This is a genomic window from Desulfitobacterium chlororespirans DSM 11544 (assembly GCF_900143285.1).
In the GTDB taxonomy this organism is placed as follows: Bacteria; Bacillota; Desulfitobacteriia; order Desulfitobacteriales; family Desulfitobacteriaceae; genus Desulfitobacterium; species Desulfitobacterium chlororespirans.
Map to the genome: position 1 here is coordinate 330,322 of NZ_FRDN01000003.1, position 25,862 is coordinate 356,183.

General features: G+C 50.5%; 21 protein-coding genes and 2 pseudogenes. 7 read left to right on the forward strand and 16 right to left on the reverse strand.

The annotated features are described in order from the left end of the window. Positions 1-7 precede the first annotated feature (7 nt). The 4 genes from BUA14_RS01425 (at position 8) to BUA14_RS01440 (ending at position 4,456) form a co-directional block, all read left to right on the forward strand. The gene (locus BUA14_RS01425; RefSeq protein ID WP_072770937.1) at positions 8-499 is read left to right on the forward strand and encodes an RNA polymerase sigma factor; all 492 of its coding nucleotides are present in this window, start codon (positions 8-10) and stop codon (positions 497-499) included. Further along, positions 486-1,799: a hypothetical protein gene (locus BUA14_RS01430; protein ID WP_072770938.1), complete on the forward strand. Its 1,314-nt coding sequence runs from the start codon at positions 486-488 to the stop codon at positions 1,797-1,799. Before BUA14_RS01425 ends, BUA14_RS01430 begins: the two co-directional genes overlap by 14 nt. 351 nt (positions 1,800-2,150) lie before the next feature. Then, positions 2,151-3,491, forward strand: coding sequence for a hemolysin family protein (locus BUA14_RS01435; RefSeq protein ID WP_072770939.1), 1,341 nt, complete (start codon positions 2,151-2,153; stop codon positions 3,489-3,491). Positions 3,492-3,577: 86 nt separating this feature from the next. After that, the gene (locus BUA14_RS01440) at positions 3,578-4,456 is read left to right on the forward strand and encodes a M23 family metallopeptidase (protein ID WP_072770940.1); all 879 of its coding nucleotides are present in this window, start codon (positions 3,578-3,580) and stop codon (positions 4,454-4,456) included. Between the two features lie 24 nt (positions 4,457-4,480). Here BUA14_RS01440 and BUA14_RS01445 read toward each other — a convergent pair whose 3' ends face one another. The 6 genes and pseudogenes from BUA14_RS01445 to BUA14_RS01470 form a co-directional block, all read right to left on the reverse strand. After that, on the reverse strand, positions 4,481-5,842 hold the full coding sequence (locus BUA14_RS01445; protein ID WP_072770941.1) for a VWA domain-containing protein: 1,362 nt from the start codon (positions 5,840-5,842) through the stop codon (positions 4,481-4,483). Further along, positions 5,823-6,759 (reverse strand): annotated as a pseudogene (locus tag BUA14_RS01450) (AAA family ATPase). Before BUA14_RS01450 ends, BUA14_RS01445 begins: the two are co-directional and overlap by 20 nt. 290 nt (positions 6,760-7,049) lie before the next feature. Continuing rightward, positions 7,050-7,895, reverse strand: coding sequence for a bifunctional 5,10-methylenetetrahydrofolate dehydrogenase/5,10-methenyltetrahydrofolate cyclohydrolase (locus tag BUA14_RS01455; RefSeq protein WP_072770942.1), 846 nt, complete (start codon positions 7,893-7,895; stop codon positions 7,050-7,052). Then, positions 7,892-8,530, reverse strand: coding sequence for a cyclodeaminase/cyclohydrolase family protein (locus tag BUA14_RS01460; RefSeq protein ID WP_072770943.1), 639 nt, complete (start codon positions 8,528-8,530; stop codon positions 7,892-7,894). The genes BUA14_RS01455 and BUA14_RS01460 overlap by 4 nt, the downstream gene beginning before the upstream one ends. Before the next feature lie 323 nt (positions 8,531-8,853). After that, positions 8,854-10,530, reverse strand: coding sequence for a formate--tetrahydrofolate ligase (locus BUA14_RS01465; RefSeq protein ID WP_072770944.1), 1,677 nt, complete (start codon positions 10,528-10,530; stop codon positions 8,854-8,856). 33 nt (positions 10,531-10,563) lie between these two features. Continuing rightward, entirely contained in the window at positions 10,564-11,469 is a 906-nt protein-coding gene (locus BUA14_RS01470) for a formate/nitrite transporter family protein (RefSeq protein ID WP_072770945.1), read from the reverse strand. Positions 11,470-11,811: 342 nt separating this feature from the next. Between BUA14_RS01470 and BUA14_RS01475 the strand changes: the two genes are divergently transcribed. Next, complete coding sequence (locus BUA14_RS01475; RefSeq protein WP_072770946.1) at positions 11,812-13,353, forward strand: PucR family transcriptional regulator; 1,542 nt, start codon at positions 11,812-11,814, stop codon at positions 13,351-13,353. Positions 13,354-13,541: 188 nt separating this feature from the next. On the opposite strand, the gene BUA14_RS01480 is transcribed toward BUA14_RS01475, so the two are convergent. The 9 genes from BUA14_RS01480 to BUA14_RS01520 all read right to left on the reverse strand — a co-directional run bounded on the left by BUA14_RS01480 (position 13,542) and on the right by BUA14_RS01520 (position 23,365). Next, entirely contained in the window at positions 13,542-14,099 is a 558-nt protein-coding gene (locus BUA14_RS01480) for a 4Fe-4S dicluster domain-containing protein (protein WP_072770947.1), read from the reverse strand. Positions 14,100-14,110: 11 nt separating this feature from the next. Then, positions 14,111-16,153, reverse strand: coding sequence for a molybdopterin-dependent oxidoreductase (locus BUA14_RS01485; RefSeq protein WP_072770948.1), 2,043 nt, complete (start codon positions 16,151-16,153; stop codon positions 14,111-14,113). A 210-nt stretch (positions 16,154-16,363) separates the two neighbouring features. Next, on the reverse strand, positions 16,364-17,218 hold the full coding sequence (locus tag BUA14_RS01490) for a dimethyl sulfoxide reductase anchor subunit family protein (protein WP_072770949.1): 855 nt from the start codon (positions 17,216-17,218) through the stop codon (positions 16,364-16,366). Next, positions 17,218-17,787 carry a 4Fe-4S dicluster domain-containing protein gene (locus BUA14_RS01495; protein ID WP_072770950.1) on the reverse strand — a complete coding sequence of 190 codons (570 nt, stop codon included), beginning with the start codon at positions 17,785-17,787 and terminating at the stop codon, positions 17,218-17,220. The genes BUA14_RS01490 and BUA14_RS01495 overlap by 1 nt, the downstream gene beginning before the upstream one ends. A gap of 14 nt (positions 17,788-17,801) precedes the next feature. Continuing rightward, positions 17,802-20,000 carry a molybdopterin-dependent oxidoreductase gene (locus tag BUA14_RS01500; RefSeq protein WP_072770951.1) on the reverse strand — a complete coding sequence of 733 codons (2,199 nt, stop codon included), beginning with the start codon at positions 19,998-20,000 and terminating at the stop codon, positions 17,802-17,804. Positions 20,001-20,043: 43 nt separating this feature from the next. After that, positions 20,044-20,709: a molecular chaperone TorD family protein gene (locus BUA14_RS01505; RefSeq protein ID WP_072770952.1), complete on the reverse strand. Its 666-nt coding sequence runs from the start codon at positions 20,707-20,709 to the stop codon at positions 20,044-20,046. Between the two features lie 243 nt (positions 20,710-20,952). Next, positions 20,953-22,599: a PucR family transcriptional regulator gene (locus BUA14_RS01510; RefSeq protein ID WP_072770953.1), complete on the reverse strand. Its 1,647-nt coding sequence runs from the start codon at positions 22,597-22,599 to the stop codon at positions 20,953-20,955. Between the two features lie 120 nt (positions 22,600-22,719). Beyond that, positions 22,720-23,163, reverse strand: coding sequence for a hypothetical protein (locus tag BUA14_RS01515; protein WP_072770954.1), 444 nt, complete (start codon positions 23,161-23,163; stop codon positions 22,720-22,722). Continuing rightward, positions 23,150-23,365 carry a helix-turn-helix transcriptional regulator gene (locus tag BUA14_RS01520; protein WP_072771200.1) on the reverse strand — a complete coding sequence of 72 codons (216 nt, stop codon included), beginning with the start codon at positions 23,363-23,365 and terminating at the stop codon, positions 23,150-23,152. The genes BUA14_RS01515 and BUA14_RS01520 overlap by 14 nt, the downstream gene beginning before the upstream one ends. 193 nt (positions 23,366-23,558) lie before the next feature. On the opposite strand from BUA14_RS01520, the gene BUA14_RS01525 reads away from it, so the two are divergent. Both BUA14_RS01525 and BUA14_RS01530 read left to right on the forward strand, forming a co-directional pair. Continuing rightward, complete coding sequence (locus BUA14_RS01525; RefSeq protein WP_072770955.1) at positions 23,559-23,843, forward strand: type II toxin-antitoxin system RelB/DinJ family antitoxin; 285 nt, start codon at positions 23,559-23,561, stop codon at positions 23,841-23,843. Continuing rightward, positions 23,836-24,111: pseudogene (locus BUA14_RS01530) on the forward strand (type II toxin-antitoxin system YafQ family toxin). The gene BUA14_RS01525 and the pseudogene BUA14_RS01530 overlap by 8 nt, the downstream one beginning before the upstream one ends. Before the next feature lie 130 nt (positions 24,112-24,241). Here BUA14_RS01530 and BUA14_RS01535 read toward each other — a convergent pair. Beyond that, on the reverse strand, positions 24,242-25,798 hold the full coding sequence (locus BUA14_RS01535) for a glycosyltransferase family 2 protein (protein ID WP_072770956.1): 1,557 nt from the start codon (positions 25,796-25,798) through the stop codon (positions 24,242-24,244). Between the last annotated feature and the right edge of the window lie 64 nt (positions 25,799-25,862).

Consider the following 25,862-nt stretch of genomic DNA (forward strand, 5'->3'; position numbering starts at 1 on the left):
GAAGGACATGGCCTATAAGTCTGCCCGGCCGGAAGACTTTGAGGTGTTCGTAACGACACATGAAAACAGACTTTACCGCACGGCGCTGGCGATTACGGGGAATATCCCCGATGCCGAGGACATTGTGCAGGAAGTGTTTCTGCGGGCTTATGAAAAGGCTCTCCAATTTGAATCGGCGGAGCATGCAAAGGCATGGCTGATCCGGGTCACCGTAAACTTAGGCAAAAGCCGTCTGCGCTCACCCTGGCACAGGCGAAGGGAGCCTTTTCTCGACTCGTATCCTGCTTCAGAACCAAAGCAATATGAATTGCTGGAGCAAATCATGGCCTTACCTTCCAAATACCGTACGGTCATCCATTTGTTCTATTATGAGGATTATTCCATTAAGGATATTTCCGAGCTGACCGGGCAAAAGGAAGCAACTGTGAGAAGCCTTCTGACCCGTGCCCGTCAGAAGCTCAAGCTTTCTATAAAGGAGGAGGATTATGAAAGCTTATAAGGACTATATGAATAACATAGATGTTTCGGACGCCTTGCACCAAAAGCTTATGTCCTGCACAGGCACAGGCACGGGCAAGGCCCGGACCCAACACCGGGCACCCCTGCTCCGGCGTTATACGGCAGCCTTTGCTTGTCTGGCTCTGGCCCTGCTCGGTGTTTTTATGCTGCCCCGCTTTATGGAGCATCCCCTGGCGCTGATGCCAGGTAATCCGGGGATTTCCCAGCCTGATGATGCCTTAAGCCAATACCCTTTGATTTTCAATAAAGCCCATGACCTCCTTGCAACATCCGATATGGCAATTCCCGGTCATTTTTGGCAGGAGCTGACCACCGACGAGCTTCATGCTGTTTTCCCAGGTCTGGCAGACATGCGGAGGATCACGGCTACCGCAAATTTCTCAAGTGACCAAAATGTGGCCTCTTTATTCAATATCGACGCCCATGTGCTGTCCCCATCCGGACTGGAGACCTATCTCCAGCTTGCTCCCGGCCAGGTGCAGCTGGACTATGTCTTTGATGTGGAGACCAAAACTTCGGATCTGCTTGGCACAGAGGTTACCGCAGGCTATTTTGAGACCCGGCCCAACAGCCGGGGGCTGAGGAACATCATCTACTTTGCCGCTTTCCAGCTGGCAGACCTGGCCTACTATGTGGAGCTGGGCGGCCCGGAAGCTGAAAAGGAAGCTCTTCAGGCTGAAATCTCAGAGCTGGTTGGCCGTCTGATTGAGGGCGGAAGGGCCGATCTTACCGTATTTCATCCCGTCATACCTGAGCTGCGGGAGGAGCGGCTCACTCTCGGGGAAGCCCGGGCCGATGCCGATTTCGGTGCTTATCTGCCGGCAGACCTCCCTGAAGGATTTGCTTTTGAGGACGCTCTGCGCTCTATCAAGCAGAATGAGGATGCTCTGTTTGTTAACTGGGCAAAGGGCATGGGCTATATCAATTGGCGGGTTTCCCTGCTGGAGGATAAGGACCAAGGGCGGATCACCTCGATTGCCCATAAAGAGAATTACGACCTATCCCTCTATCCCATTCCCCGGGCTGATTCAGTCCCTGGAGAATTGCAGGACATCGTGGATAATCCCATCTTCCTCATGGATGAACTGACACTGGATGCGGTACGGGCCAGGACTTATGAGATTGCCGATGCCGGGGATGAGCCGGGTCAGCGGATGAGCTTCAGCGTATTATATGGAGATGTCCTGGTGGAAATCGGTGTTAAAGGTGCTGCTCCGGAAGGGATATTCGAGATTCTGCAGGGGATTAAGCAAGAGATTAAGCAAGGTATTAAGCAATAAAATCTTTTTCGGCATGGTTTGCCAATAAAAGAACCGTAAAAGGGATTGACAGATCATAAACCCTCTAATATTATTAATAATGAAAAGGAGTGACATTACCTTGGACGATCCTGACTCTGAATCGGAGCCGCCTGATCCTCGATGCGATAAATTAGGCCTGCTTAGTAAACAGGTCTATGCAAGGATATTACACAATGATATGGGCAATTTTACATTGTCCTTATTGTTGTGTATTTTTTTACGGCTATAACAAAAGGTGTCAGTCCAATAAAGCGTTTCTGCCACTAACGCATCCCTTGGCAGCAGCATAACTGTTATCAAGATAAAGCAGAATTTTGGGAGGGTATTATTTTGTCGGACAGTCCTTTACTTTGGTTATTTTTACTTCAACTTATTTTTATCTTTTTTAATGCGATTTTTGCCTGTGCGGAAATTGCCGTAATTACCATGAACGATAACAAACTGGCCAAACTATCCGCTGCCGGTGACAAGCGGGCCTTGCGCCTCACCAAGCTGACTGAACAGCCCGCAGGTTTTCTGGCCACGATTCAGGTGGGTATTACTTTGGTCAATCTTCTGAGCAGTGCCGTGGCTACGGAAAACTTTTCCGACCGCCTGGTGGCCTGGTTTGCCGGGATGGGCTTTAATATTCCTACAGCCGTGATCAGCATCCTGTCTGTGGCTATCATTACAGTTTTGCTCACCTATTTCACCGTACTCCTGGGCGAACTGATTCCCAAACGCCTGGCTATGAAAAAAGCTGAACAGATTGCCCTGGGCATGTCCGGGCTTATTTATACGGTTTCAAGAATATTTACCCCTGCGGTGTGGCTTTTCACGGTATCCACCAACGGTTTATTGCGGCTCTTCGGGGTCGATCCCAACAGCGAGGATGAAGAAAACGCGGAAGAAGAAATCCGTATGATCCTGGATGCCGGCAAGCAAAAAGGAACCATTCAGCCTGACGAGCAGAATATGATTCAGAACATTTTTGAATTTGACGATATTTCCGCCGGGGAGCTTATGACCCATCGGACGGAAGTTGCTCTCCTGTGGCTTGATGAAACCAATGAACAATGGCAGCAAACCATCAATGAAAGCAGGCATTCCATCTACCCTATCTGCTCGGATAGCCCTGACAACATCCTGGGCGTTTTGTATGCCAAAGATTACTTCAGACTGAAAAACAAAGCCCGTGAGGAAGTGATGAAAAACGCCGTACAGTCGGCTTATTTCGTCCCGGAATCCGTACGGGCGGATGTTCTTTTCCGCAATATGAAAAAATCCCGGAACCACTTTGCGGTGGTGGTGGATGAATACGGCGGCATGAGCGGCATCATCACCATGAATGATTTGCTCGAACACCTGGTAGGTGACCTGGATGATGACATTTCCATGCCTGCGGAGTCTCCGCTGATTGAGCGTATTGATTCCAAAACCTGGCGCATTCAGGGCTCTGCACCACTGGACGAAGTGACAAAGCAGCTGGGTGTATTGCTTCCTGATGAAGATTACGACACCTTTGTGGGCATGGTCTTCGGGCTATTGGGCTCCATCCCCGGAGACGGCAGCACCCCGGAGCTTGAGGAATACGGGCTGGCCATCAAGATTATAAAAGTCAAAGACCGCCGGCTGGAAAGCGCGTTGGTCTGCTTGTCAGGGGCCGAATCTCCAGACACGGCCGGCGGGTGATAATCTATGCCGGATACCGGCAGGGATGAGAATTTAAATCATTGACCTATTGGAAACCCGCCGATAGGGTCCGGGAGTGAGCATTGGTGAAACAGTTTGTTGCTATAACCGGCAGGCTGAAATGGCTGGGGCTTTTAGGTTTATTGGGCTACCTGACTCCCTATGCCCACTTAAAACTTTTGAGCTTATTTTGGTTATTATGCCTTGTGGAAATTGTCTGCGATTGGTCCGCCTTAGGCCAGGCCTTGCGACAGCTTATGGGAATACCAATAACCTATCTATCCTATAAAGGAAAACTGCCCTCCAAAACAAATTACCAACTTAAAAATTCCTATATCCTGCCCTTTAAGGGACAATGGACGGTTGTAAACGGCAGTACGGAAAAAGAGCTGTCCCATTCCTGGGAAATCCCCTCCCAGCGCTACGCCTACGATTTTTTGATCTTGGATGAGGCCGGGAAGTCCTATGAGGAGGATCAGCTATCCCCTCATAGCTACTATTGCTATGGCCGGGATATTATAGCGCCCTGCGACGGTATGATCATCGATATGAAAGACGGCTATGAAGACAGCCTGGTTGACGGAAAAGGCAGCGCCGATTGCCGTGCCAAAGATATTCGGGGAAATTATATCCTGATCCAGCATCCTAACCGTGAATACAGCCTGATCGCCCATATCAGAAAGAACAGCTTTACGGTGAAAGCAGGGGATGAAGTAAAGCAAGGACAGGTGCTGGCCCAAAGCGGCAATACCGGGAATACCTCTGAGCCGCATATTCATTTTCAATTGCAGGCAGGCAAAAGCTTTTACCTGGCGGCAGGGCTGCCGGTTGGATTTACCCACATCGGCTTTCAGAAGAAAAACAGCTATTCCTTGTTTGACTCCCGCCCAACACAAATAGGTGTGGATTCCGTTGAAAACCGCACCTATATAGGACGTGGCTGGGAAGTTGAAAACCTTTGCTGAAAGAAGAGCCGGCGGGAATTCGACTTACAAGGAAAGCAAAAACTGCTCCAGCTGTTGGATATTGCAGCAGGACCAGGCTCTGGTGCAATTCTCTTCGTATTTTTTCATCAGACAGTCGGCGGCGCCCCAGAGATTCCGGCTCAAGGGATTGAGCCAGTAGAGGGCGGCCGCCGACTCCTTGATCTGGGCCAGAGCCTCATACCCTTCCGGCTTATAGCCATTGTTCTTGCCGTCTCCCAGGATGATCACCGTGGTTTTTCTGCTGAGCTGGCTTAAATGCTCCGCGGCAAACTGCTGCAGGACCTTGCCGTAATGGGAATAGCCGGTGAGGTTGAACCCCTTGAGCCTTTTCATGCTGTGGAGGGCATCGCTCCAATCCTGCCCCTGAAAATGTTCCGTGGCCTCCAGCAGCGCATCCACAAACAAAAAAGTGCGGATATGGTCATAACGGCTCTGGGTAGCGTAAACAAACAGCAGCATAAAATAGCTGAAGGGGCTGACGGAGTTGGACATATCGCAGAGAAGCCAGAGATCAGGCTTGGCCGGTTTCCGACGCACCCGTACCGGTGCCAGGGGGATGCCGCCGGTTTGCAGGGCCCGCCGGACGGTCATGTTCAGGGCTATCGTGCCCTTAGCCGCGACCCGGCGCCGCCGGCCCGGGCGGACGGCCAGGCGGCGGCCCAGCTTTTGGATCTCCTGGAACATAGGCTCAATCTGCCTCTCTTCTCCGGCCAGAAACTCAACGGTGCGAGGATTATGCTTTTTCAGCTCTTCCAGGAGAACCTGCCCGCTCATGTTTTGAATCATCTGCAGTTCGATCTGATCCTGCAGCAGACGGTTCCATTCGCTGAGGGCCTCCTGGGCCTGGGCATACTCCTCTTCCCCCAGTTCTCCCCGCCGCTGGGATTCCGCCACCCGCCGCCGGACCTCTTCCCAGCCGCTGCGTTCACGGAAAAACTCCAGAGCCCGCTCTTCGTCTTCCCAATGGGGCTCCAGGGTGATGTTCAATCCTTGCAGCACGGCATAAATCAAAGCGATGTTCTTCTTCAGCACCGCTTCGGCCAGCAGTTCCACCGGTGCTCCCCGGCCGCCGCTGCCCAGACCTTCTCCGGTGATCTCAGTGGCCTGGCGGTGGGAAAGCAGCTGGAGATGGTCGTTGCTGAGCTCCGGGTCAGGCCCATAGTAAAGCTCGGTCAGCCAGAAGGCAAATTCCGCTCCCCAGGAGGTTTTGATCATGGTGGTGTTCACCAGCTGGCAGAAGGTGTACTTGCCGAGGTTGGTTCCCAAGTGATTCAGCCCGTGCAGGCAGTCCTCAATCTCCTGAGTGCCCACCTGAACCCCCGCTCTCCGGAGCAGCCGGGTCATATCAAGCAGTAAATATTCCATCAAACCAGTCCTTCTGGTTTATTTTTTCCCTGATTTTTTCCTGGTCCTCCTTATATTTGAGCAGCAGGCCCAGGGTATTGAGGACCAGAGGAGCGGACAGCTCCCGTGCTCCCATTTGGTCAAGGATATTGACCCAGTCCAGCACCTCGCTGATGCTGGGATGCTTTTTCAGCCGTTCCAGTCTGATTTTGCGGATCAAAATGACTGCCTGGCGGCCCAGGGTTTCCTTCAGTTTCGGAAAATTCAGACGCAGGATTTCCAGCTCCCGCTGCTCACCGGGATAATCCAGATATAAATACAGACAGCGCCGCCGCAAGGCATGGCTCAGGTTGCGGGTATTATTGCTGGTGAGCAGGACGGAGGGGATGCTGGCCGCGGTGATCGTGCCTGTCTCCGGAATGGAGATCTGCCAGTCGGAGAGGATCTCCAGGAGAAAACTTTCAAATTCCTCGTCGCTTTTATCCACTTCGTCGATGAGCAGAACCGCCGGTTGGGGGCTGCGGATAGCTTTCAGCAAGGGTCTGCTCAATAGAAATTCTTCCGAATAGATGGTTTTGCTGTTAAGAGCCCAGGCATTGTCCTCCGGATTTTGTCGACCCGAGCCCTGAGGATATACCCCTTGAAAAGGTTTATCTTGAATGCCCTGTAGCCGGGTATTCTGAGATTGAATATAAAGCAGCTGCTTCTGGTAATTCCATTCATACAAAGCTTTGGCTTCGTCGATCCCTTCATAGCATTGCAGGCGGATCAGGGGCCGCTGCCCATAACGGCTCCAGGCTTTGGCCAGTTCGGTTTTTCCGGCGCCGGCCGGACCGCGGCTTGTTCAGCAGCAAGGAACACTGCAGGGCCATGAGGGTATTGTCATCGGCAATATACCCCTGCTCTTTGAGACCTTGCCGCAGCGCTTCAGAATCCATGGTTTACCCTCCCCTTTTCTTGAGTTCGCACCTAACCCTTGTCTATTTTCTCCATCCAGGAAGACAACTCCTGTACACTCTCGTGAAAACCCTCATAAAAACCCAGGCAGATAAAATTTCCCGCCTGCAGCTGAAGGTTCCTAGTAAAAAGAGAGCTTGCCGCAAGCATGCTCCCTTTTTACAAACACGATTATTTTTTCTCCAACTAATCCATCCCCATCCCTGAGGCGTTTCCTATATCCCTTCCGGGGATACCCCTGAGTATCCTCATATGTCACCCCGGATTAGGCTCATTGGCTTTTACAGGCTCTCACTAAATTATTTAAGAGAATGGTGGTCGTAACCGAGCCGACTCCCCCCGGTACGGGAGTAATCGCTTTGACCTTGTCCACCACGGCGTCATAGTCTACGTCACCGCAGATTTTGCCGTCACCGCCATCATTAATACCCACATCGATGACGATGCTGTTTTCCGCAACATATTTATCATCGATCATTCTGGCCCGGCCCATGGCCGCAATGACGATATCCGCACTTTTGGCGACTTCCGGCAGGTTCCTGGTCCTGGAATGACAGATGGTCACAGTGGCATTTTCTTGTAAGAGCATCATGCTCAGGGGCTTGCCTACGACTAAGCTTCTGCCCATCACCACGGCATTGGCGCCTTTCAGCTCAATTTCATAGTGGCGCAGGATTGCCATGACGGCGGCCGGTGTGCAGGGCAAAAGGCCGCTCATATCTCCTTCAAAAACCTTCTCCAGATTGAGAGGGCTCATGCAGTCAATGTCTTTATCCGCAGAAATAAGGTGTTTAATGACTTCTTCATCCAATTGCTGGGGCAGAGGCCGGAAAAGCATGATCCCATGCACAGAAGGGTCATCATTGACCTGAGTCATAACGGCAGTAAATTCTTCCATGCTGATATTCAGATCGAGAGGATAGGTCTTGGTGGCGATTCCTACGGTTTCACAATTCTTAATGATATTATTCTCGTAGTAAACATCATCGGGGCGGCTGCCCACCCGGATAATTCCCAGTGTCGGCGCTTTTCCTTCAGCTTGCAAGGCCGCAATTTCCTGCCGGAGGTTCTCCTTCATGGCCTGAACCACCGGCTTGGCATTAAGAATTTGGGTCACGATGATTTACCTCCCGTAATTGAATTCTGAACTTCAGCAAAAATCCGGTCGGCCTTGGCTGTATAGACCGTACAGAGATCGGCCAGCTCGGTCTCGATTCTGTGCTTGAACTCCTGATCCTTCATAATTTGGGTATTGATCAGAACATTGAGTTTGGCTCCTTCCAAAGCTGCCTTCAGGAAGGCTACACCCACGCCCACATCACTGATGGCGATCCGGGTGCCTTTCTGAGCGAATTCCTCCTGAAGATCGATTCCTTCCGCACAGCAGCGGGCGATCTCCAAAGGAACCAGGGTGGCGTTGACCAGGGCTTTCTGCAGTGTTTCCTCTTTCCGCTGAATTTCCTCTTCGGTGTTTTTAGGCATGCCATAAACCTGAGATAGGGGATAAAAGGCTGCGGCATCTTCCGCCACCAGAGACTGGAATCTGGCGATAACTTTTTCGCTTTTTTCCATTAAGATCTTAACCTCTGCTTCAACATCAGCGTACTTTTTCTTACCCACGGTCAGATTCCCGACCATTACACCCAGGGCCATGCCCATGGAACCCACATAGGCCGAGGCTCCGCCGCCTCCCGGTATAGGTTCTTTTGATGAAAGAGCCGATACAAAGTCTTTAGCGCTTGACTCAAGCATCCTGTTCATCTCCTCTCTCTAAAAATCGGTCTCATCCGCACAATTTATCTCTTTAGCTCTACCCTTTTCTATTTATCTGTAGTTAACTCTACCCTTTTTCACTATCTTTATTTAACTCTACTCTTTTCACCTATTTTATTATCTCTACCCTTTTCACTTATCTTTATTTATCTCTATCCTTTTCTCCCGGATTTTTTTATATTATCCGCACCCTTTTACCAAGATTTATAAAAACCCTCTCCCTATAACCCTGGGAACTGAGATGACAGAGTTCACCGCCATCTCAGCCTAATTTGACAATGAGCACTCCTTATAGGGGCTCATCAGAATAAGCCGGAAATCCTGCCTGTGTTATCCACATCAATGCTTTCGGCGGCCGGAACCTTGGGCAGGCCGGGCATGGTCATGATATCCCCGGTCAGGGCCACAGCAAAACCGGCCCCTGCCGATACTTTGACACTGCGGATGGATATTCTGAAACCGGTGGGGCGTCCCAGCTTTTTCTGATCATCGGACAGAGAGTACTGGGTTTTGGCCATGCAAACCGGAATATTGCGATAGCCGATGCTTTCGATGCCCTCGATATCCTTGGCGCTGGAACCGATAAAGTCCACACCATCGGCACCGTAGATTTTGGTGGCAATGGCTGTGATCTTTTCTTTAAGCCCCAGATCGATGTCATAAGCGAAGGTAAAGTTCTTGGGGCTGTCCATGAGCTTGAGAACCTCTTCAGCTAATTCTACGCCGCCGGCTCCCCCCTTTTCCCATACTTCAGAAAGGGCCACGTTGACACCCAGCTTTTTGCATTCCTCTTCAACCAGCTGGACCTCAGCCAGGGTATCGGTTGGGAAACGGTTAATGGCTACGACGGCGGGCAGTCCGAAGTTAACCGTAATGTTCTCTACATGTTTGAGCAGATTGGGGAGTCCTTCCTTGAGGGCTGCCAGGTTTTCCTGGTTCAGATCGGCTTTGGCAACGCCCCCATGAGATTTAAGAGCGCGGACGGTAGCCACGATGACCACGGCATCCGGTTCCAGACCGCTTAAGCGGCATTTGATATCGAGGAACTTCTCAGCGCCCAGGTCGGCGCCGAAGCCTGCTTCTGTGACGACATAATCGCCGAGCTTTAAGGCCATTTTGGTGGCCATAACACTGTTGCAACCATGGGCAATATTGGCGAAAGGTCCGCCATGGATAAAGGAGGGGGTATGCTCCAGGGTCTGCACGAGATTGGGCTTTAAAGCGTCTTTGAGCAGTGCCGCCACGGCTCCCTGAGCCTTCAGCTGACCGGCCGTGACCGGTTCTCCCTTGCGGTTATAGCCGATGATGATTCTCTCCACTCTTTTCTTCAGATCATCCAGGTCACTGGAGAGGCAGAGAATGGCCATAATCTCCGAAGCCACGGTGATATCGAAACCGTCTTCCCGGGGCATGCCGTTAGCTTTGCCGCCCAGGCCGTCATTGATATATCTGAGCTGACGATCGTTCATATCCATACATCTTTTCCAGGTGATGCGCCTTACATCGATGTCCAGGGCATTTCCCTGATAGATATGGTTGTCCAGCAATGCGGCGATCAAGTTGTTGGCGGCACCGATGGCATGGAGATCACCTGTGAAATGAAGGTTAATATCTTCCATAGGAACCACTTGAGCATAGCCGCCGCCGGCCGCCCCGCCTTTAACTCCAAATACAGGTCCCAGGGAGGGCTCGCGCAAAGCGATCACGACTTTTTTGCCTAAATGTGTAAGGGCATCCCCCAGACCAACGGTGGTGGTTGTTTTCCCTTCACCGGCCGGTGTGGGATTAATGGCGGTCACTAAGATCAGCTTGCCGGCGGGGGTATTCCCTTTTTCCTTCAGCAGATTGTAGTCGATTTTAGCTTTGTACTTCCCATAGGATTCTACATACTCTTCGGCGATGTTCAGTTTTTCAGCGATCTCTGCCACAGGCAGCATGGTGGATTCCTGAGCAATTTCGATATCACTTTTGAAAGCCATGTTGTTTTTCCTCCCCTTATTGTTTAGATCTGTTTATTTTGATTTTGCCAAAGCGTTATCTAATTTTCCCGGCATAAGGCGGTCTGTTTTTTCCGCGGCTGCCGGCCTCCCTTTGTACAGGGTACCCAGCCAATAGAATACACCGACAAAAAGACTGCCCCCGATAATATTGCCCAAGGTTACCGGAATAAGATTATTGACTACAAAGCTTTCCCAATTGAGATGAGCCAGCTTGGCCGCCGTGACACCCAAAACCTCGGCCTGCTCTACCCAGACGGGATTCATTTTGGCTATGATTCCTGCGGGAATATAGTACATATTGGCGATGCTGTGCTCAAAGCCGGAGGTGATAAAGAGCATAATCGGAAAAAATATGGCCAGCACCTTTCCCGCGATATCCTTGGCCGCAGCTGCCATCCAGACCGCCAGACAAACCAGCCAATTGCACATAATCCCCATTAAGAGAGCTTGGCTGAAGGTTAACCCGGTCTTGTAGACGGCGGTTTTGATGGTGAATCCGCCGAGAAGTCCTCCGGAAAAGTCCAATTGGCCGGAATAGATAATAAATATAACGATGGTCAGGGCGCCTATAAAATTGCCCAAATAGACGATGACCCAATTTCTTAGCATATCGAACCAGCGGACTTTCTTTTCAATACAGGAAATGACGATCAGGGTATTGCCTGTAAACAGTTCTGCACCGGTAATGACCACCATCATGAGACCTGTCCCGAAGATGATCCCGGCCAGCAGCTTGCCTAAACCAACAGAATCCAAGGTATGAATGGCAACGTTTGAGCCTTCTGAGGCAAAAGCGATCAAGGCGCCGGCCAGTATTGCCAGTATAAACAGTTTGTAGGCCGGAGTGCTTGCTTTCTTTTTGCCGATTGCTACATATTCCTCTGTTATTTCCTTGGGACTCAGATACATATTAGCCATCCTTTTTGCTCCTTTCTGCGAAAGATCATGCGACATCAGCCAAGTGCCTAGGGGTAACAAGAATCCGTTCTCCATCTTAAGCAAAATGGTCAGCTTTCAAGTTCAGAATAGCATTTTCCAGGCCAAGCGTCATTGTTCATAACTGACAGTCTTTTTTATAACTTTTTTATATTTTTAGACAAGTCGGACAGTTCCAATTTCTTTAACCCTTACTACTGATGGAGAAAGATTTTTTATCTATTTGGAATCTTCTCTAAAAAAGATATATAATGACTCTATCCGGTCTTTTAGATCAATGTGCTGTAAATCGTTCAGCCGACCTGGCGGGAGGGGGGGAGTAAATTGAATATCAATATGCATATTCTTTTGGACGAACTAAGGGAGCTGAACCCCAAATCTTATCTCAATGATTCCATTGACCTCACCATCCGCTCCATGGCGGGTTTTGACAAAACATCCGACGGCTTTTTAACGGACACACTGTATTTAGCCACTACAACTGCCTTGACCGCCTGGGAAGGAAAACTGCAGGATGTGAATCTGATCGCCGTCGGTTCTTTTGAGCTTGATTTTGCCCAACGCAACCGGTGCAATATTATTTGTTTCGATGATTCCCTGTCACCCGTTGAGATCGCCGGCCATATCTTCAGAATTCAAAAGAAATACGATGATTGGAACAATGCCCTGCTCTCAGCACTGATCGCCAAGAAACCCACGAAACACCTCTTCGCCATTGCCCTGGGAGAGATTCATAATCCCATGATGTTGCTCGGGCCCCTCAATACACTAATCCTGGCTGCCGGCGACATCCCGGCAAGCTGTACCGATACCCTGTGGCGGGAACTGCTTAACGAGGGTTATCTTTCCTATGAACACCCCTTATACAGTGAGCTCCTGAAAATGGCTGAGAAAAAACCTTCTGAGCAGCCTTTTATCGTCAAATTCCCTATGCATGATTACACTTATCTTATCGCCAATCTGTTTCAATCGGGAAAACGCTGTGGGGCTCTGCATCTGATTGAAGTCAATCAACCTTTTTCCTTGGGGCAGATAACCCTTGTGGCCCATTTCCGGAGTATCCTTGAACAGGCTATCAAAACTATTCCGGATCTCCAGATTCTCTCCTCCAATGCCAACGGCTTTGTTTATCAGCTGCTGAATCACATCTATGTCAAAGAAAGCATTATCATCAATTCCCTCCAGGCCAAAGGGTGGAAGGTGTTTGATGAATTTCTTTGCTTAAATTTAATGCAGAATAAGATGCAGAGGGATGATACTTTACTGAATATTATTGTCCAGGAGCTGACCAGAGTTTTCCCTGCCGCTATCATTCTGAATTACAAAGACGGGGTGGTCATGATCCTGCGTCATGCTGATTTTCCCTTTGACCGGGAAGATTTGCAGGCCAGGCTGGCCTCCTTCGTCAAGAAGTTTTTCTTAACCATCGGGGTCAGTTCGGTCTTCTACGATTTCAAAAACTTGAAAAGACATTATGATGAATGCAGTCTGGCTATCAAATATGGTCTGGCACAAGATCCCACTCTGGCCCTTCATTTCTTTGATGATCATGTCTTCCGGCACCTCAGCCGATTCATCTTCGTTGAGAATGGCAAGAACCAATTTATCCATACCAAGGTTGAGCTGCTCCATCATTATGATTTAAAAAATAATACGGAGCTGGTCAAAACCCTGCTCACTTATTTTCAGTTCGGCCAAAGCAAATCCCTGGCCGCGGAAAAGATGCACCTCCATCGGAACACCCTGACTTACCGGCTGAACAGCATCAACAATCTCGTCGGTATCGACTGCAGCAGCCGCAATCTGCAGGAGGAGGAAATCTTTCACATCATGCTGTCCTGCAAATTCCTTGAATATATACCGTGAATTTGAACCCTTGACAACATCTTGTACACTTTGTTACAATATGAATAAGCTAAATTAAGGAAGTCTGTGTTCACCAACCCAAACAAAAACCTTTTGTAAATATCTACAAAAAAAGCCCGGTTCTTTGTAATTTTCTACAAAGACTGGGCTTTTGTTTTGGCATCTGATTTCTGGGTTATTCCATTATGCTAAAGAATTTTTGTTCCTCTGGGTGGATAATAAAAAGTGGAGGGTCTTGTTAAACGCAACGTCGGCAAAGGAGCCGTCAGACGCAGAACCCTGTCCGTCGGATTGCCCTGGATTTCCCTGAGCTGCAAGGCTCCGGTGACACAAGCCTGCACGCAATAAGGTACATTCCCTTTATCCAGCCGCTCATGGCAAAGCTGACACTTGCCGGCTTTGCCGGTCTGAGGATTAATTTGGGGAGCGCCGAAAGGGCAGGAGGCCACACAGGACTTGCAGGAACCGCACTTATCCGGAAAGTGAAGGACGATACCGTCCCGCCGTTTGGCATAAGCTCCGTTGGGACAGACCCGCAGGCATTCAGGATTGGCACAGTGATTGCAGGCTGTGGAGAGAAAAAAGCGGGAAATCTGACCCCGGTCATAATTTACATCCTCCACCTGCCGCAATTTCCGCCAGGTCAGGGAAGGAGGCAGGCGGTTATGGTTGGCGCAGGCTTTGATGCACGCTCCGCACCCCAGACATCGGTTCACATCCAAAAAGAAACCCAATTGTTTAGCCATGTCTTCCCTCCTCAAGAGGTGGTTTTTCTGATTCCGACAAAGGTCTCGTTCAAAGCTAATCCATAAGCCCCTGTAGCATATTTGCCCATATCGGTCAATTCGCCAAGGTTGAGCAGATTCAGGTGGGGAGATTTTAGGTTGGGCCGGTTCTCCTGATAAATCACGATAACTCCCTCTCCTATGCCCAGGTCCGGCTCGATGATGACCGGGAAACTCCCGCCCCGATTCCATAAGATGGCCTTGTCTCCTCTGTTCAGGTTATAAGCTTCAGCGGTTTTAGGATGGAGCCGGGCTTTCAAAAAGGAGTTGCTCTCTTCGGAATAGAGATAGACCTGGGAGTTCAACCCGGATAAATGATGAGGGGTCAGCAAGCGCAGTGGAGTTTCCGGGGGGGCTTGGCGTGGCGGCCGGTAAACAGGCAAAGGGGGATGGCCCCATTCCTGAGCTTTCTCCGAATAAAATTCATACTTACCCGAGGGCGTTTGGAATTGCCGTCCCTGCCAGGCGGTCCCGGAATAGTTTACCCGCCTGGGGCCTTTAAGCAGTTCCTCAGCCGAGTCAATTCCCAGTATGGCCAGCATCTCCGGCCCGATGGCGCCGAGAACCCACTCCTTTTCCGATCCTTCTGTGGGAAAGGCCGAGCTGCCCGGGGAGCTTTGATTAAGGCGTTTGGACAGATCCCAGGCAATCTGCAGATCGGAGCGGGCTTCGCCCACCGGCTCCACGGCCGGTTCATTGATCCCAATATAGTAATGCCAGTAGCTGGCATGCAGGTCCCAATGCTCATAATGGGTGGTCACAGGGAGAAAGAGGTCGGCCGCAGCGGAGGAACGGGTGTGAAAGAGGTCACTAACCACGATAAGCTCCAAGGTTTCGCTGAGTTTTTGCCAGTCGGCATGATTGCCATCCTGCTGGTAAGGGTTGCGACTGGCGATCCAGAGCATTTTCACCGGAGGATCGGCTCCTAAGGCCAGCTGGGCAAATTGATTGATATCCAGCTCCCGGTCCTGGGCATGGCCGCATTGGGAATGGGCTAAAGGCCCGGCAAAACGCCAGGTTTCAAAATGCCCGTACTGAACCCCTCCGCCGGGCCGGCCGATATTCCCGGTCAGGGCTCCTAAGGCGTCGATGGCTCTCAGATTCTGTCCTCCGTTGGTATAGCGCTGCAGTCCAAAGCCCGCCCAGATGCAGGCCGGTTTTACCGCCCCATACTCCAGGGCCAGTTCCTTCATGGTCTCCAGGGAAACCCCCGTCACTGCCGAGCATTCCCGGAGATCGATCTCCTCCTTCAGGTAATCGATAAATTGCTCATGTCCCAGAGCATAGTCCGGCAGCTCTGGGTCTGTGAGCTGATACTTCACGATGAGTTTGGCCAGGCCTAAGGCCAGGAGTCCGTCCGTCCCCGGATTCACCCGCACAAATTGATGAACCCGGGCAGCCGTGGCTGAAAAATGGGTATCCAGACAAATGACTTTGGCTCCCTGATCCATAGCCCGAAAGATCACCGGCATTTGGTGAGCGGCATTCCAGGCGGGGTTGGCCCCCCAGATCCAGATGAGCTTAGCCTTCTCCATCTCCAGAGGATCGGAGCAAAAGAAGGCTCCGAAATCGAAAACCTGAGCCTCCACCCCTGCCGACCAGCAAGGGGAGCCCACGGCCCGGGTGGTGGGGCCAAGCCCGGTCAGAAAAGCCTCCAGGGCATTATGAAGGATTCCGAAGTTGCCGGAGTATTTATTATGAGCAAGGGGCAGGGTTGTTCCATACTTATCTTTAAGGTCAAGAATCTTCCGGCTGATGGTTTCCAGCGCTTCATCCCAGGTGATCCGTTCCCACTGTCCCGAAAAGCGTTTGCGCTGGCGCAGGGGATAGCGGATCCGCTGGGGGCTGTAGACTTTATGAATTTCGTCCATAACTTTGGGGCAAAGCTTGCCCCGGGTATAGGGATGGGCAGGATTGCCCTCGATGGCTACCAGCCGGCCATGGCGGGTGGTGCTGATCATGCTGCAAGTGTCATAACAGTTCCGGGGACAGATATGATAATGCAAGTTATCCATTTTAAATCCCCCCTGCAATCCTCACTGGTTCATTGGTTACCCTTATCTTCGCTAAAGAAGAGGTTTTCCCTGCTTAAAAAATACGGCAATAGTATGTTTCCATTTTTTAAATATATACTTTTATCATGCCTTTCACACCCTGACCGCAGGCTTGAAAAACACCCCGGACTCCTCAGCGAACATGAAGGAATCCGGGGGTGTCCCTACTTCTTACATCAAGGCCGTGATATGCATTCCTACCGCACTGACATAGAAGAGTCCTCTGCCCAGGAGCTCGCCCACCACACCGCAGGTGAGGGCCAGAACAATGAGCTGGGATTGGGGATTATCCTGCTTGCTGATGAGATTGAGGATAAGAAGGATGGGGAGAATCCAGCCTACCGCCGCCCTCAGCCAGAAGACGGGGCTGCTTAAGAGAGCTTGGGCTGTAGCTGCTCCCTCTGGGGTAACTTTTAAACCGGAGAAGTAAAAGAGATAAAGGATGGCACTGCCCATAACACTGCCTAAGGCAATGCCGAGGAGCTGCTTCATCTCTCCCCCAGACAATGCTTTGCGGCCTAAGACTGCCGTGACGAGAGTCCCTAAGATCATGCCCGTCATCAGGAAGAAAATGACCGGTCCCAAGTTGTTCCAGGCGGGAACCCGGGGCAGGGTGTAAATCAAGGCACTGCTGATGATCCCCAGGAAGCCTAAGGCCGAAGTGAGAGCTAAAACTCCGGTGAGCTTGCCTCCAGGTCTCCTGGAGAGAAGGGCCAGATAGGCCCAAGCCCCAAAGGTAAAGACGAAGAGGAGAATTTCCCGGCTTAACCAGGAGGTGCCCAGATGGGTTAAGGCCCGGTAAGCAGCCAAGGGATGCCCTAAGTGGAAAAGGGAGGCGATCATGGCCACGGCCAGGAGCACTCCTGAGACCAGGACGGAGCCTTGGATAAATTTTTGATACTCGGGGCCGGCCTGTACAGCCTGTTTACCCCGTTTCCTTTCCAGCAGCCAGAGACAGAAAATGATTCCCACGGATGTTTGACCGAGAACGGTAAAGAGCACTAATGGCCATTCCCAATGTCCCATTATACATCCCTCCTTATTTGCTTCCCTTGTTTCGGGCCGATAAACCGTATGGACGGATGGGTGACTGCCGGATCAGGCATTCCCGGCAAGGTGGTCAGAACTCCGGTCTTCAAATCCAGTTCATCCGTCATCTCCACCACCTGCAAAGCCTGGGGAACACAGGCCGCCACACAGGCCGTCTCTTGCCCCTGATCCAGGCGCTGATAACAAAAGTTGCATTTCTCTACTTTTTTCACAACGGTATTGAATTGGGGGCGGTCATAAGGGCAGGCCATGGTACAGAGCTTGCAGCCGATACAGCGCTCCTGATCATGGATGACAATGCCGTCCTCCCGTTTGGTATAAGCCCTGACCGGGCAGACCCTCAGGCATTCCGGGTCCTGGCAATGGTTGCAGGCCACGGAGATAAACATCCGGGTGGGCAGGGAAAAATCCTTTTCCCGCAGCTGATAGACCTGACGCCAACGGACTGAGGCATCGCTTTGGTATTCATTCTTGCAGGCCATCTCACAGCCTCTGCAGCCGATACATTTTTCTGAATTATGCAGGAAACCTAATTGCTTACTCATGTTTTATCCCCTCCTTACGCCTTTTCAATGGCCACAAAATTATCATGGAAGGCAATGCCGTCCATCCCGGTGGCCAGTTTGCCCATATCTGCGGGAATGGCCTTCACGGTAAAGTTCACATTGAAGGGAGAGTCCTTATACCAGGCCTCATAGCTGACGATCACATCCGGTGAGGTGGTTCTGGTCAGATGAGCCTTAATTGTGATTTCACCTAAGTCATTGTAGACCCGGACCTGATCTCCTTCGGTGATGCCGTGCCGGGCAGCCAGCACGGGATGAATCTCCAGAAGGGGCTCCGGATTGGCAGCCATCATCCAGTCCAGGTTCTGGAATTGGGAGTGGATGCCATGTTGGGGATGAGGTGTCATAAAGCGAATGGGATATTGGGTGGGAGCCTTCATTTCCTCCACCCAGATGGGGATAGCAGGCAGGCCATTCTGGGCGGCGCGCTCACTGTGGACTTCAAATTTCCCGGATGGAGTACGGAACTTACCATCGGCCCAGGCTGCCGGCGAGAATTTAGCTTTGCGGGGTCCAGCCAATAATTCCTTATAATCGCTGATTCCCAGCATGTTATAGACTCCGTCATTAAATTCCTTAGCCGTCCATTCTTCGGGATCACCCTCAGTGGGGTAGGTGCAGGAGCCGGGCTCCAGAGCATTCATGGCCTTGGACAGGGCCATGGCGATTTCCACATCGCTCTTGGACTCGTACATGGGATCGATAGCCCGCTGATTGACCCCGACCCAGTGATGCCAGTAGCTGGCCATGACATCCCAGTCCTCAAAATGGGTGGTGGCGGGCAGGACGATATCCGACAGCTCCACCGTCTTGTTGAAGAAGGAGTCTACAGTAACCACAAGCTCCATGGAGTTAAACATTTTGATAATATCGTTGGTATCGGGATCCTGGGACACAGGATTCCGGGCGGCAATCCAGAGCATTTTTACCGGGGGATCCGTCAGAGCCTGAACATCGGCGGCAAAATTGTTCATATTGACAGAGCGGTCCGTATAAGTGCCGTTAGGTCCTGCCATCCCTACCGAGCCTTCCGGAGCAGGCATGACCATGGCATGATAGTTAAACCCCCAGGTCTCCAGATGAGCATAGTTGATTCCGCCGCCGGACTTGCCGATATTGCCGGTCATCAGGCCTAAGGCGTCGATGATGCGGACATTCTGCCCGCCGTTGGTGTGGCGTTGCATACCGTAGCCCACCCAGATGGAGGCCGGTTTGGCAGTGGCGTATTCATGGGCAAGCTGGATGATGATATCCTTGGGAATGCCGGTCTTTTCCGCGGCCCAATCCAGGGTGATGTTGTTGCGCACATACTCCGCCCATTCTTCAAAGCCGATGCTGTTGGCCTGGATATAATCCCGATCCACCAAATCGTGATCCAGTATATAGCGGGCCATGCCGAGGGCCAGAGCCCCGTCGGTACTGGTATTGATCTGGATATAGAGATCCGCCTTGGAGGCTGTGGAGGTCAGAACGGGATCAATAACCACCAGTTTGGCTCCTCTCTCCTGAGCCTGGGTGATGAAGGGCAGGCTGTGCACTCCCGTCCAGGCGCAGTTGGAGCCCCAAAGAATGATGGTGTTGGCATTGACAAAATCCTCAGGATCATTGTTGACGATGGTCCCAAAATCATAGGTTTGGGAATCGATGCCCGCCGGCCAGCAGGGAGTTCCGACGGCTCTGGTGGTGTAGCCGATGCTGGACATGGTTCCTTCAATACCGTAGTGGGTAATGCCAAAGTTGCCGGAGTACTTATTCATACAGATGGGCAAAGTGGAGCCGTAACGCTTTTTCAGATCAAGAACCTTCTCGGCAATGGTATTCATAGCTTCATCCCAGCTGATCCGCTCCCAGTTCCCTGAACCCCGGGGGGTTTGCTTCATGGGGTATTTAATCCGGTCCGGGCTGTAGACACGGCGGGTATAGTTATAGCCTTTGAGACAGAGTTTACCGTTGGTATAGGTGCTCTTGGGATCTCCCTCTACTTTTTTGAGCACCCCGTCTTCTACATACGAGATCTGGGCACAGGTGTCATAACAGTTGCGGGGACAGACATTGCGGAATGTCTTAACTCCGGCTTCAGCCCCGGCAGCCTTGGCAAAATCCGATTTAGCCAGCATGTTAAAGCCGAACAACCCGGCCCCGGCGGTGACTGCAGCGGTTCCGCCAATAAATTGGCGACGTGTGATTTTCATAGTAGACCTCCTTTTTTGTGCAACTCCATGGGTGGGGTAATTTTTAAGATGGAACAGGCTTTACCGTTTTTAGGATCATCTCACCCAGGGCAAGAAACAGGGGTTCTCTGGCGTGGGTGAAAAGGCCTGTCACAAAACGGGGGAGCCAAATTGTCAGATGTTCCTGGTAAAAGGCATTGTAGTTTTTTAGATAGATTTCGGCTTCTCCGGGTTGGTTTTTCTGAAACCCTTCCCAGGCCTTGGCGAGAAGGTAGGCGGCAAACTCGAGCTCCGTAGCAATGTAATCGTCAGGCTCTTTGCTTGCTCCTGCCAAGGCTAACCCTTCCGAGCGATACCACCGGCGAACGTCCAAGGTGGATTTTTGCATAACCAGGCGTTCCCCATGGCGATGGACGGACTCATAAGGGGGAACGGTTGGAGATTGAGGCCCTACAAACAGCCGGTTGAATTCATACCCCAGACTTTTTTTCTCTTTTACTTTTTGGGCCTGAAGCAGTTGACTCAGAATCTCTTCTTCCTCAGCCAATACCCCTTCCTTTTCCTCCAGCCACTGAGCATAGGCTTCAGACAACTTGGTCAGAGTCCGCTGGAAATTCTCCCCACCTGCTGAGAAAACCCCGCTTAGAGCCATCAGCGTGGCGATGCGGGCTTGAAGATGAAGTGTTTGCGCAGACCCTTCAGGTGAGCAGACGAGCTCTGCCATAAGCATCCCTCCTTTGGTTTTGGTACGTCGTGAATTTTTTCTTTTTCCTAGCTTCACTTTACTTGTTCGGCATTATAAAACTTCATGAAAATCTTCCGCTTCCTTTGTAATAAAAAACAAAACCCTTGCACCCCATGTGGTGCAAAGGTTTGTCAGGATTTTCAAAGTTTTTAGACTCTTCCGGCCTGGGTCTCTATTTCTTTTTAGTTGTGACAAATACCATAAACGTGGCAAAGGCAACCGCAAATGTTATTCCTGCCAGAGGGACTTCAGCCGGCCGATTTTTAAGGCGATAAATAAATTCATCCGGGTTTCCAGGCTGTTCAGATCCCGATCCAGGACCTCGGCAGCCTTTTTCAAACGATAACGCAGGGTATTGGGATGGAGAAACAACCGGTCTCCCGCCAGATTCAAATCTCCGTCCGAAGCCAGATAAGCCAGCAGAGTTTCCTCCAGGTGCAGATTGTTCTCCTGGTCGAATTTAAGCAGAGGCCCCAGGACTTCGTTGCGAAAATCCTCCAGCTCCTGCTGCTCAAGATTGAGCAAAAGCCGCATCACCCCCAAATCCTGAAACAGGATTACCCGCTCCTGGAGGTTAAACAATTGCCCCAGCTCCAAAGCGGACTTAGCCTCTTGAAAGCTGCGGTGGATAAAGCGGGTGGAGGGATAAAGATTGCCCACCCCAAACATCATGGACCGCTCTTCATCCAGGTTTTCCAGTAGGATTAAAAGAGGACTGAGAAGTTTTTTGGCGGTGGCTTCCCATTGGCTGAGGGGTATCATCCCTTCCAAAGGATAAAGAAGTACGATCTGATCATTGCGTTCCAGGAAAATGGTCCGGGGCTGGTTGCGCAAGGCCGTGGACACGGTATCCAGAAGTTCCTGAAAAGCCAGCTGGTCTATGGAGTCCGGGTCATAGCCGGGGATCTCCCCAACGACCACCAGGTGGGGTTTGGTTAGATCCATTCCCCAAAGCTTGCCCCGTGATTGCACAACTTCCAGAGAGTCAAAATTATTATAGAGAAGATCAAAAAGGAAATCCCGATAATGCTGCCGCTCCGTGTCCTCTACGGATTGGGCTTTGGCCAGCTCAAAGTAAAGCAGGACCGCCGTCTTATAGAGGAAGAGTCTCCCCACCGGATCCAGCTCCCCTTGCCCGATTCCCAAGCCAATATATCCCAGCACCCCCTGATGACCTGCCAAAGGATACCAGCTTAAAGGGAGGTCTTTATACTGGGAGTCGTTCCATTTCCCTATGCCCAAGGGAGTCTCCAGCAGTAAATCCATGGATTTGAAATGGGAGAGCTTCGGCGTTACAAAGGAAACAGGGTGAAAGGGGAAGCGCTCCCCTCCTTCCCAGGACAAGACCTTAAAGTGTTTATCCAAAAGAAAGAGATCGACTCCCAGAGTTTTTTTGAGCTCAGCAAGAATGCTCAACCCGTATCCCTGGGTAATCTGCTCGGTTAAATTCCTGGTGAACGCTTCGCAAGCGCCCAGGATTCTCCCTTTTTCCCGCTCCATCCAGTCCGCGGCCTGGGTACAGAAGTCCTCCCAAGTCCCGGAGAGCAGGCACAGGAAACTGCCCTGTGTGCGGGGCGTCTTTTCTTCACCTTCCGCTATACGAAGGCGAAGGTATTTTCCCTGATCCTCCAGGTGCACATGACTGCCGGCTAAGGGCAAGCTCAGGGACTTGCCCGGGAGTCCGTTGCTCCCGCCCTCGGGGAGCCCGCTCTCCTGACTGCTGAAAGATAAAGTCTGGATAGACAGGGCCAGTATCTCTTCCTGAAAAAGGGGATCTTCACGAAGAGGCTCCAGCTTCTGCTGTTCAAGAAAACGCCCCAGGGTCACTGCCTCAGGCAAACTATGGTCCAAGCTGCTCACCTTCCTACGAGACATTCTAACCTTATTTTATCATCCTTAGTAAGCAGCCACTATAAATTTCACTTATAAAGCGGGTAATGCCCAGTGAAATTATATTTAACATTTTTAAAAAAACAAGAATCAGTTAGGACCGCTTCAATATTTATGATTAAGATGCCTGAAGATAGTCACCCCGGCAACATACTGAAAAACAAAAAACCCCGCCAAATATAAAATTATCAGTTCAGCATTCTTAATCACTTCCAATTTTCCCAGTATGGAAAAAAGCACTACAGAAACACTGATCACCGCCAGCCCCAGCAAATAAGCATATCTTCCCGATTTATCCCTCAATCTTTCTTTACGCTCATCACCCAGTTCGATCTTCTCATTTTCCAACCGCTCAGCATATCTGCTTCTGTTTTGGGGCGCAGTCCAATAAAAATATTTAATGATCATAGTCGCTCCGGGAACGATTAAACCACCGGCAAATCCAATTAGTAGGCTATCCAATCTCGTATCCAGCATCAGAGCTGTAGACAGACACAAAACACCGCCTAGTATAAAGAGCATTCCTGCCCAAAGATTACTTTTTTTCATTCTCTTTTCTCCTTTCATAGATAAAAATCTCTTCTATGGGCTTTTCAAAGAAATCTGCTATAGCAAAGGCCAGCTCTAAAGACGGATTATATTTTCCGTTTTCGATTGAACTGACCGTTTGCCTGGAAACACGAATGGCCTTGGCAAACTCTTCCTGATTCAGCCCCCGCTCCCTTCTCAACTGCTCTACTTTATTTTCCAAGCAAGCACCCCCAATGCAATGACAAGGTTCCTTTACATTTTTATTGTAATTCAATTCCATCTTGTTTGTCAAGGTTCCTTTACATTTGTTCTTAAGCCCCCAAAAACCAATGCAAAGGGGCGGCCTTTATTCTCTTGCATTGTATTTACGATGCGCTTTGTGATATGTTGAATATGCTAAAGCAAAGGAGTTGATGGTTATGGCAGACACAACTATAAGTATTCGTTTGGATGTTGAATTAAAAAAACAGGCTGAGCAGCTTTTCTCTGAGCTCGGAATGAACATGACGACGGCCTTCAATATTTTCCTGCGTCAGGCCGTGCGTCAGCAGAGAATTCCCTTTGACATTGCTCTGGAGAATCCGAATGCCGAGACGATTGCTGCCATGGAAGAAGCTGAGCTTATCAGTCGTGACCCTTCGGTTAAAGGCTATACTGATGTCGACCAGATGATGAAGGAGCTTTTGGCCGATGTATGAAGTGAAGTCGACCAGTCGCTTTAAGCGTGATCTGAAATATATCTAGCGCAGAGGCTATGATATGCGCCTGCTTACGGCAGTCATTCAAACACTGGCTTCAGGAAAACCACTTTCTGAAAAGCATAAGGATCATGCATTGAACGGCGTTTGGTCAAAGCATCGGGAGTGCTACGTCACACCGGGCTGGTTGCTCATTTATAAAGTTGAGGATGACATACTCGTTTTGACTCTCACCCGCACCGGAACCCACAGCGACTTGTTCGGATAAGGCAATCGCAGACAATGGTTATAAGAGGGGCTTCGTATGTTCAAAGCATTAGCAAAGAGATAGGCGCTGTCCCAAGGGGCAGTGCCTATCTCTTTGCTTCCGTATCGGTTTGGGGTATGGTTCAATAAGTTTACTCCTCCCATTTCACCAGCCTGGGATTAGGGTCAAGAATGGACTCATACTGCTCTTTCCAACCATAGCGGGCTTCCGGATCCAATTCCATATAGCGCTGATATTTAGCCATGCGGTTCTTGGGATCGGCCCAGCCCAAGTGTTTTAGTCGTAATGACGATAGTTTGTAGGGAAGGGTGGTTATGCTTTTCGGGAAACGGCCGCAATGCTGGGCAACCTCATTCCACTCGGCAACAAAGCCCGGCCGATAGCGCAGCAAAAAGGGCCGGTAGGTGGAGTGGGCATTCCAATACTCATCTTCCCGGTAATGGTCCTCATCCCAAAAATCATAAAGCCGGAAATACCATACATCTGTGTCAGGATCCTCGATCAACATCCTGACCTCCTGCCTGAACCTGTTCTCAAACACTTCATCGGCATCAAGGTTTAATATCCATTCCGGGTTAGTTGCCACAGTTGCCTGCCATTGCTGCTTTCTCAGCTCTACCTCATTGGCAAATTTAGAAGCGGAATTCCCAATGATCTGAAGGGGAATTCCTTGAAGTATGCTCAGGCACAGCTCTATGCTGTTATCCGTGCTTCCGTCATCGATGATCACCGCAGCATCAATATAGTGCCGGTGCTCCCGGAGCACCCTTGCTAAATCTTTGTTTGCTTCATTCTTCATGACCATGGACAAGGTCAGTTTCGGTTTATGCTGCTTTTGAACGACACAGCTCCTCTGCTGCGGCAGTTTCTCCCCTTTACAAACGGCCTTAAATTCCTCTACCCCTGCCATTGATGATTCCCGGTAAATATGGTAAGCCGGATAATGGGTGTCCACCCATAAGCTTAGGCCTAAGGCATTGGCTCTTACACAAAAATGCCTGTCTTCTCCCCATAGGGTCAGGTTTTTTATCTCGCTGAAACTGATTCCTGCCTGCAAAGCTTTGCTGCTCATCAAGGTACAGGCTCCCAGTCCCCCCACCTCATAGACCCCGGGTATTCTCAGCTGATCGATAAACCCCTGCATTCTTATATCCAGATCTTTCTGGCTTAATTTTTCTCCCCTTTGCCGAGGGGACATATCGTAGTGATCATAGAGCCATACATTGGGAAGCTCCTGACGCTCCGGATACCAGGAGGTCCAGAAGATTTCCGAAATAATATCTTTGCCGGCGCCCACAAGGTGCCGGAGGGTAGCCGGATGCAGGATTAAGTCCGAATCAACCAGAAACAGATGATCATACCCCCACTCAAGGGCTTTTTCAATCATTAAATTTTTGTATCCGGCTACTTTCTGAATCAGGTGATCCCGCCAATGGTGGGTGATATCGTCGCATACATAGTCCCCCGGCCTTTTCTCCCCCTTGTCCCCTTTGATCAGGGTAGTCAATCCCTTCTCTTTAAAATTCAGCAGCAATCGGCTGGATTCTTCGCACTCGTTATCATCAACAAAGATATAGCTCAATTCCAGATCTCCCTGCTCGAGGCCGCTCAGGGAATCCAGGAATTCTTTCAGTATATGGGGGTTTTGCCGTATAGGACTGCCAATCAATACTCTTTTTTTCTCCATAACCTTCTCCCGTTATCAACTTATTAAGCACACTGCTTCTTAACATATTACGTCCCATTGGCAA

Coding starts and splice junctions, on each gene's coding strand:
- BUA14_RS01525 (WP_072770955.1), top strand. CDS start 23,559: ATGGTTATGGCAGACACAACTATAAGTATTCGTTTGGATGTTGAATTA.
- BUA14_RS01500 (WP_072770951.1), bottom strand. CDS start 20,000: ATGAAAATCACACGTCGCCAATTTATTGGCGGAACCGCTGCAGTCACC.
- BUA14_RS01505 (WP_072770952.1), bottom strand. CDS start 20,709: ATGCTTATGGCAGAGCTCGTCTGCTCACCTGAAGGGTCTGCGCAAACA.
- BUA14_RS01495 (WP_072770950.1), bottom strand. CDS start 17,787: ATGAGTAAGCAATTAGGTTTCCTGCATAATTCAGAAAAATGTATCGGC.
- BUA14_RS01465 (WP_072770944.1), bottom strand. CDS start 10,530: ATGGCTTTCAAAAGTGATATCGAAATTGCTCAGGAATCCACCATGCTG.
- BUA14_RS01430 (WP_072770938.1), top strand. CDS start 486: ATGAAAGCTTATAAGGACTATATGAATAACATAGATGTTTCGGACGCC.
- BUA14_RS01535 (WP_072770956.1), bottom strand. CDS start 25,798: ATGGAGAAAAAAAGAGTATTGATTGGCAGTCCTATACGGCAAAACCCC.
- BUA14_RS01445 (WP_072770941.1), bottom strand. CDS start 5,842: ATGGAATATTTACTGCTTGATATGACCCGGCTGCTCCGGAGAGCGGGG.
- BUA14_RS01515 (WP_072770954.1), bottom strand. CDS start 23,163: ATGAAAAAAAGTAATCTTTGGGCAGGAATGCTCTTTATACTAGGCGGT.
- BUA14_RS01485 (WP_072770948.1), bottom strand. CDS start 16,153: ATGGATAACTTGCATTATCATATCTGTCCCCGGAACTGTTATGACACT.
- BUA14_RS01510 (WP_072770953.1), bottom strand. CDS start 22,599: ATGTCTCGTAGGAAGGTGAGCAGCTTGGACCATAGTTTGCCTGAGGCA.
- BUA14_RS01425 (WP_072770937.1), top strand. CDS start 8: ATGGCCTATAAGTCTGCCCGGCCGGAAGACTTTGAGGTGTTCGTAACG.
- BUA14_RS01480 (WP_072770947.1), bottom strand. CDS start 14,099: ATGGCTAAACAATTGGGTTTCTTTTTGGATGTGAACCGATGTCTGGGG.
- BUA14_RS01470 (WP_072770945.1), bottom strand. CDS start 11,469: ATGGCTAATATGTATCTGAGTCCCAAGGAAATAACAGAGGAATATGTA.
- BUA14_RS01460 (WP_072770943.1), bottom strand. CDS start 8,530: ATGCTTGAGTCAAGCGCTAAAGACTTTGTATCGGCTCTTTCATCAAAA.
- BUA14_RS01490 (WP_072770949.1), bottom strand. CDS start 17,218: ATGGGACATTGGGAATGGCCATTAGTGCTCTTTACCGTTCTCGGTCAA.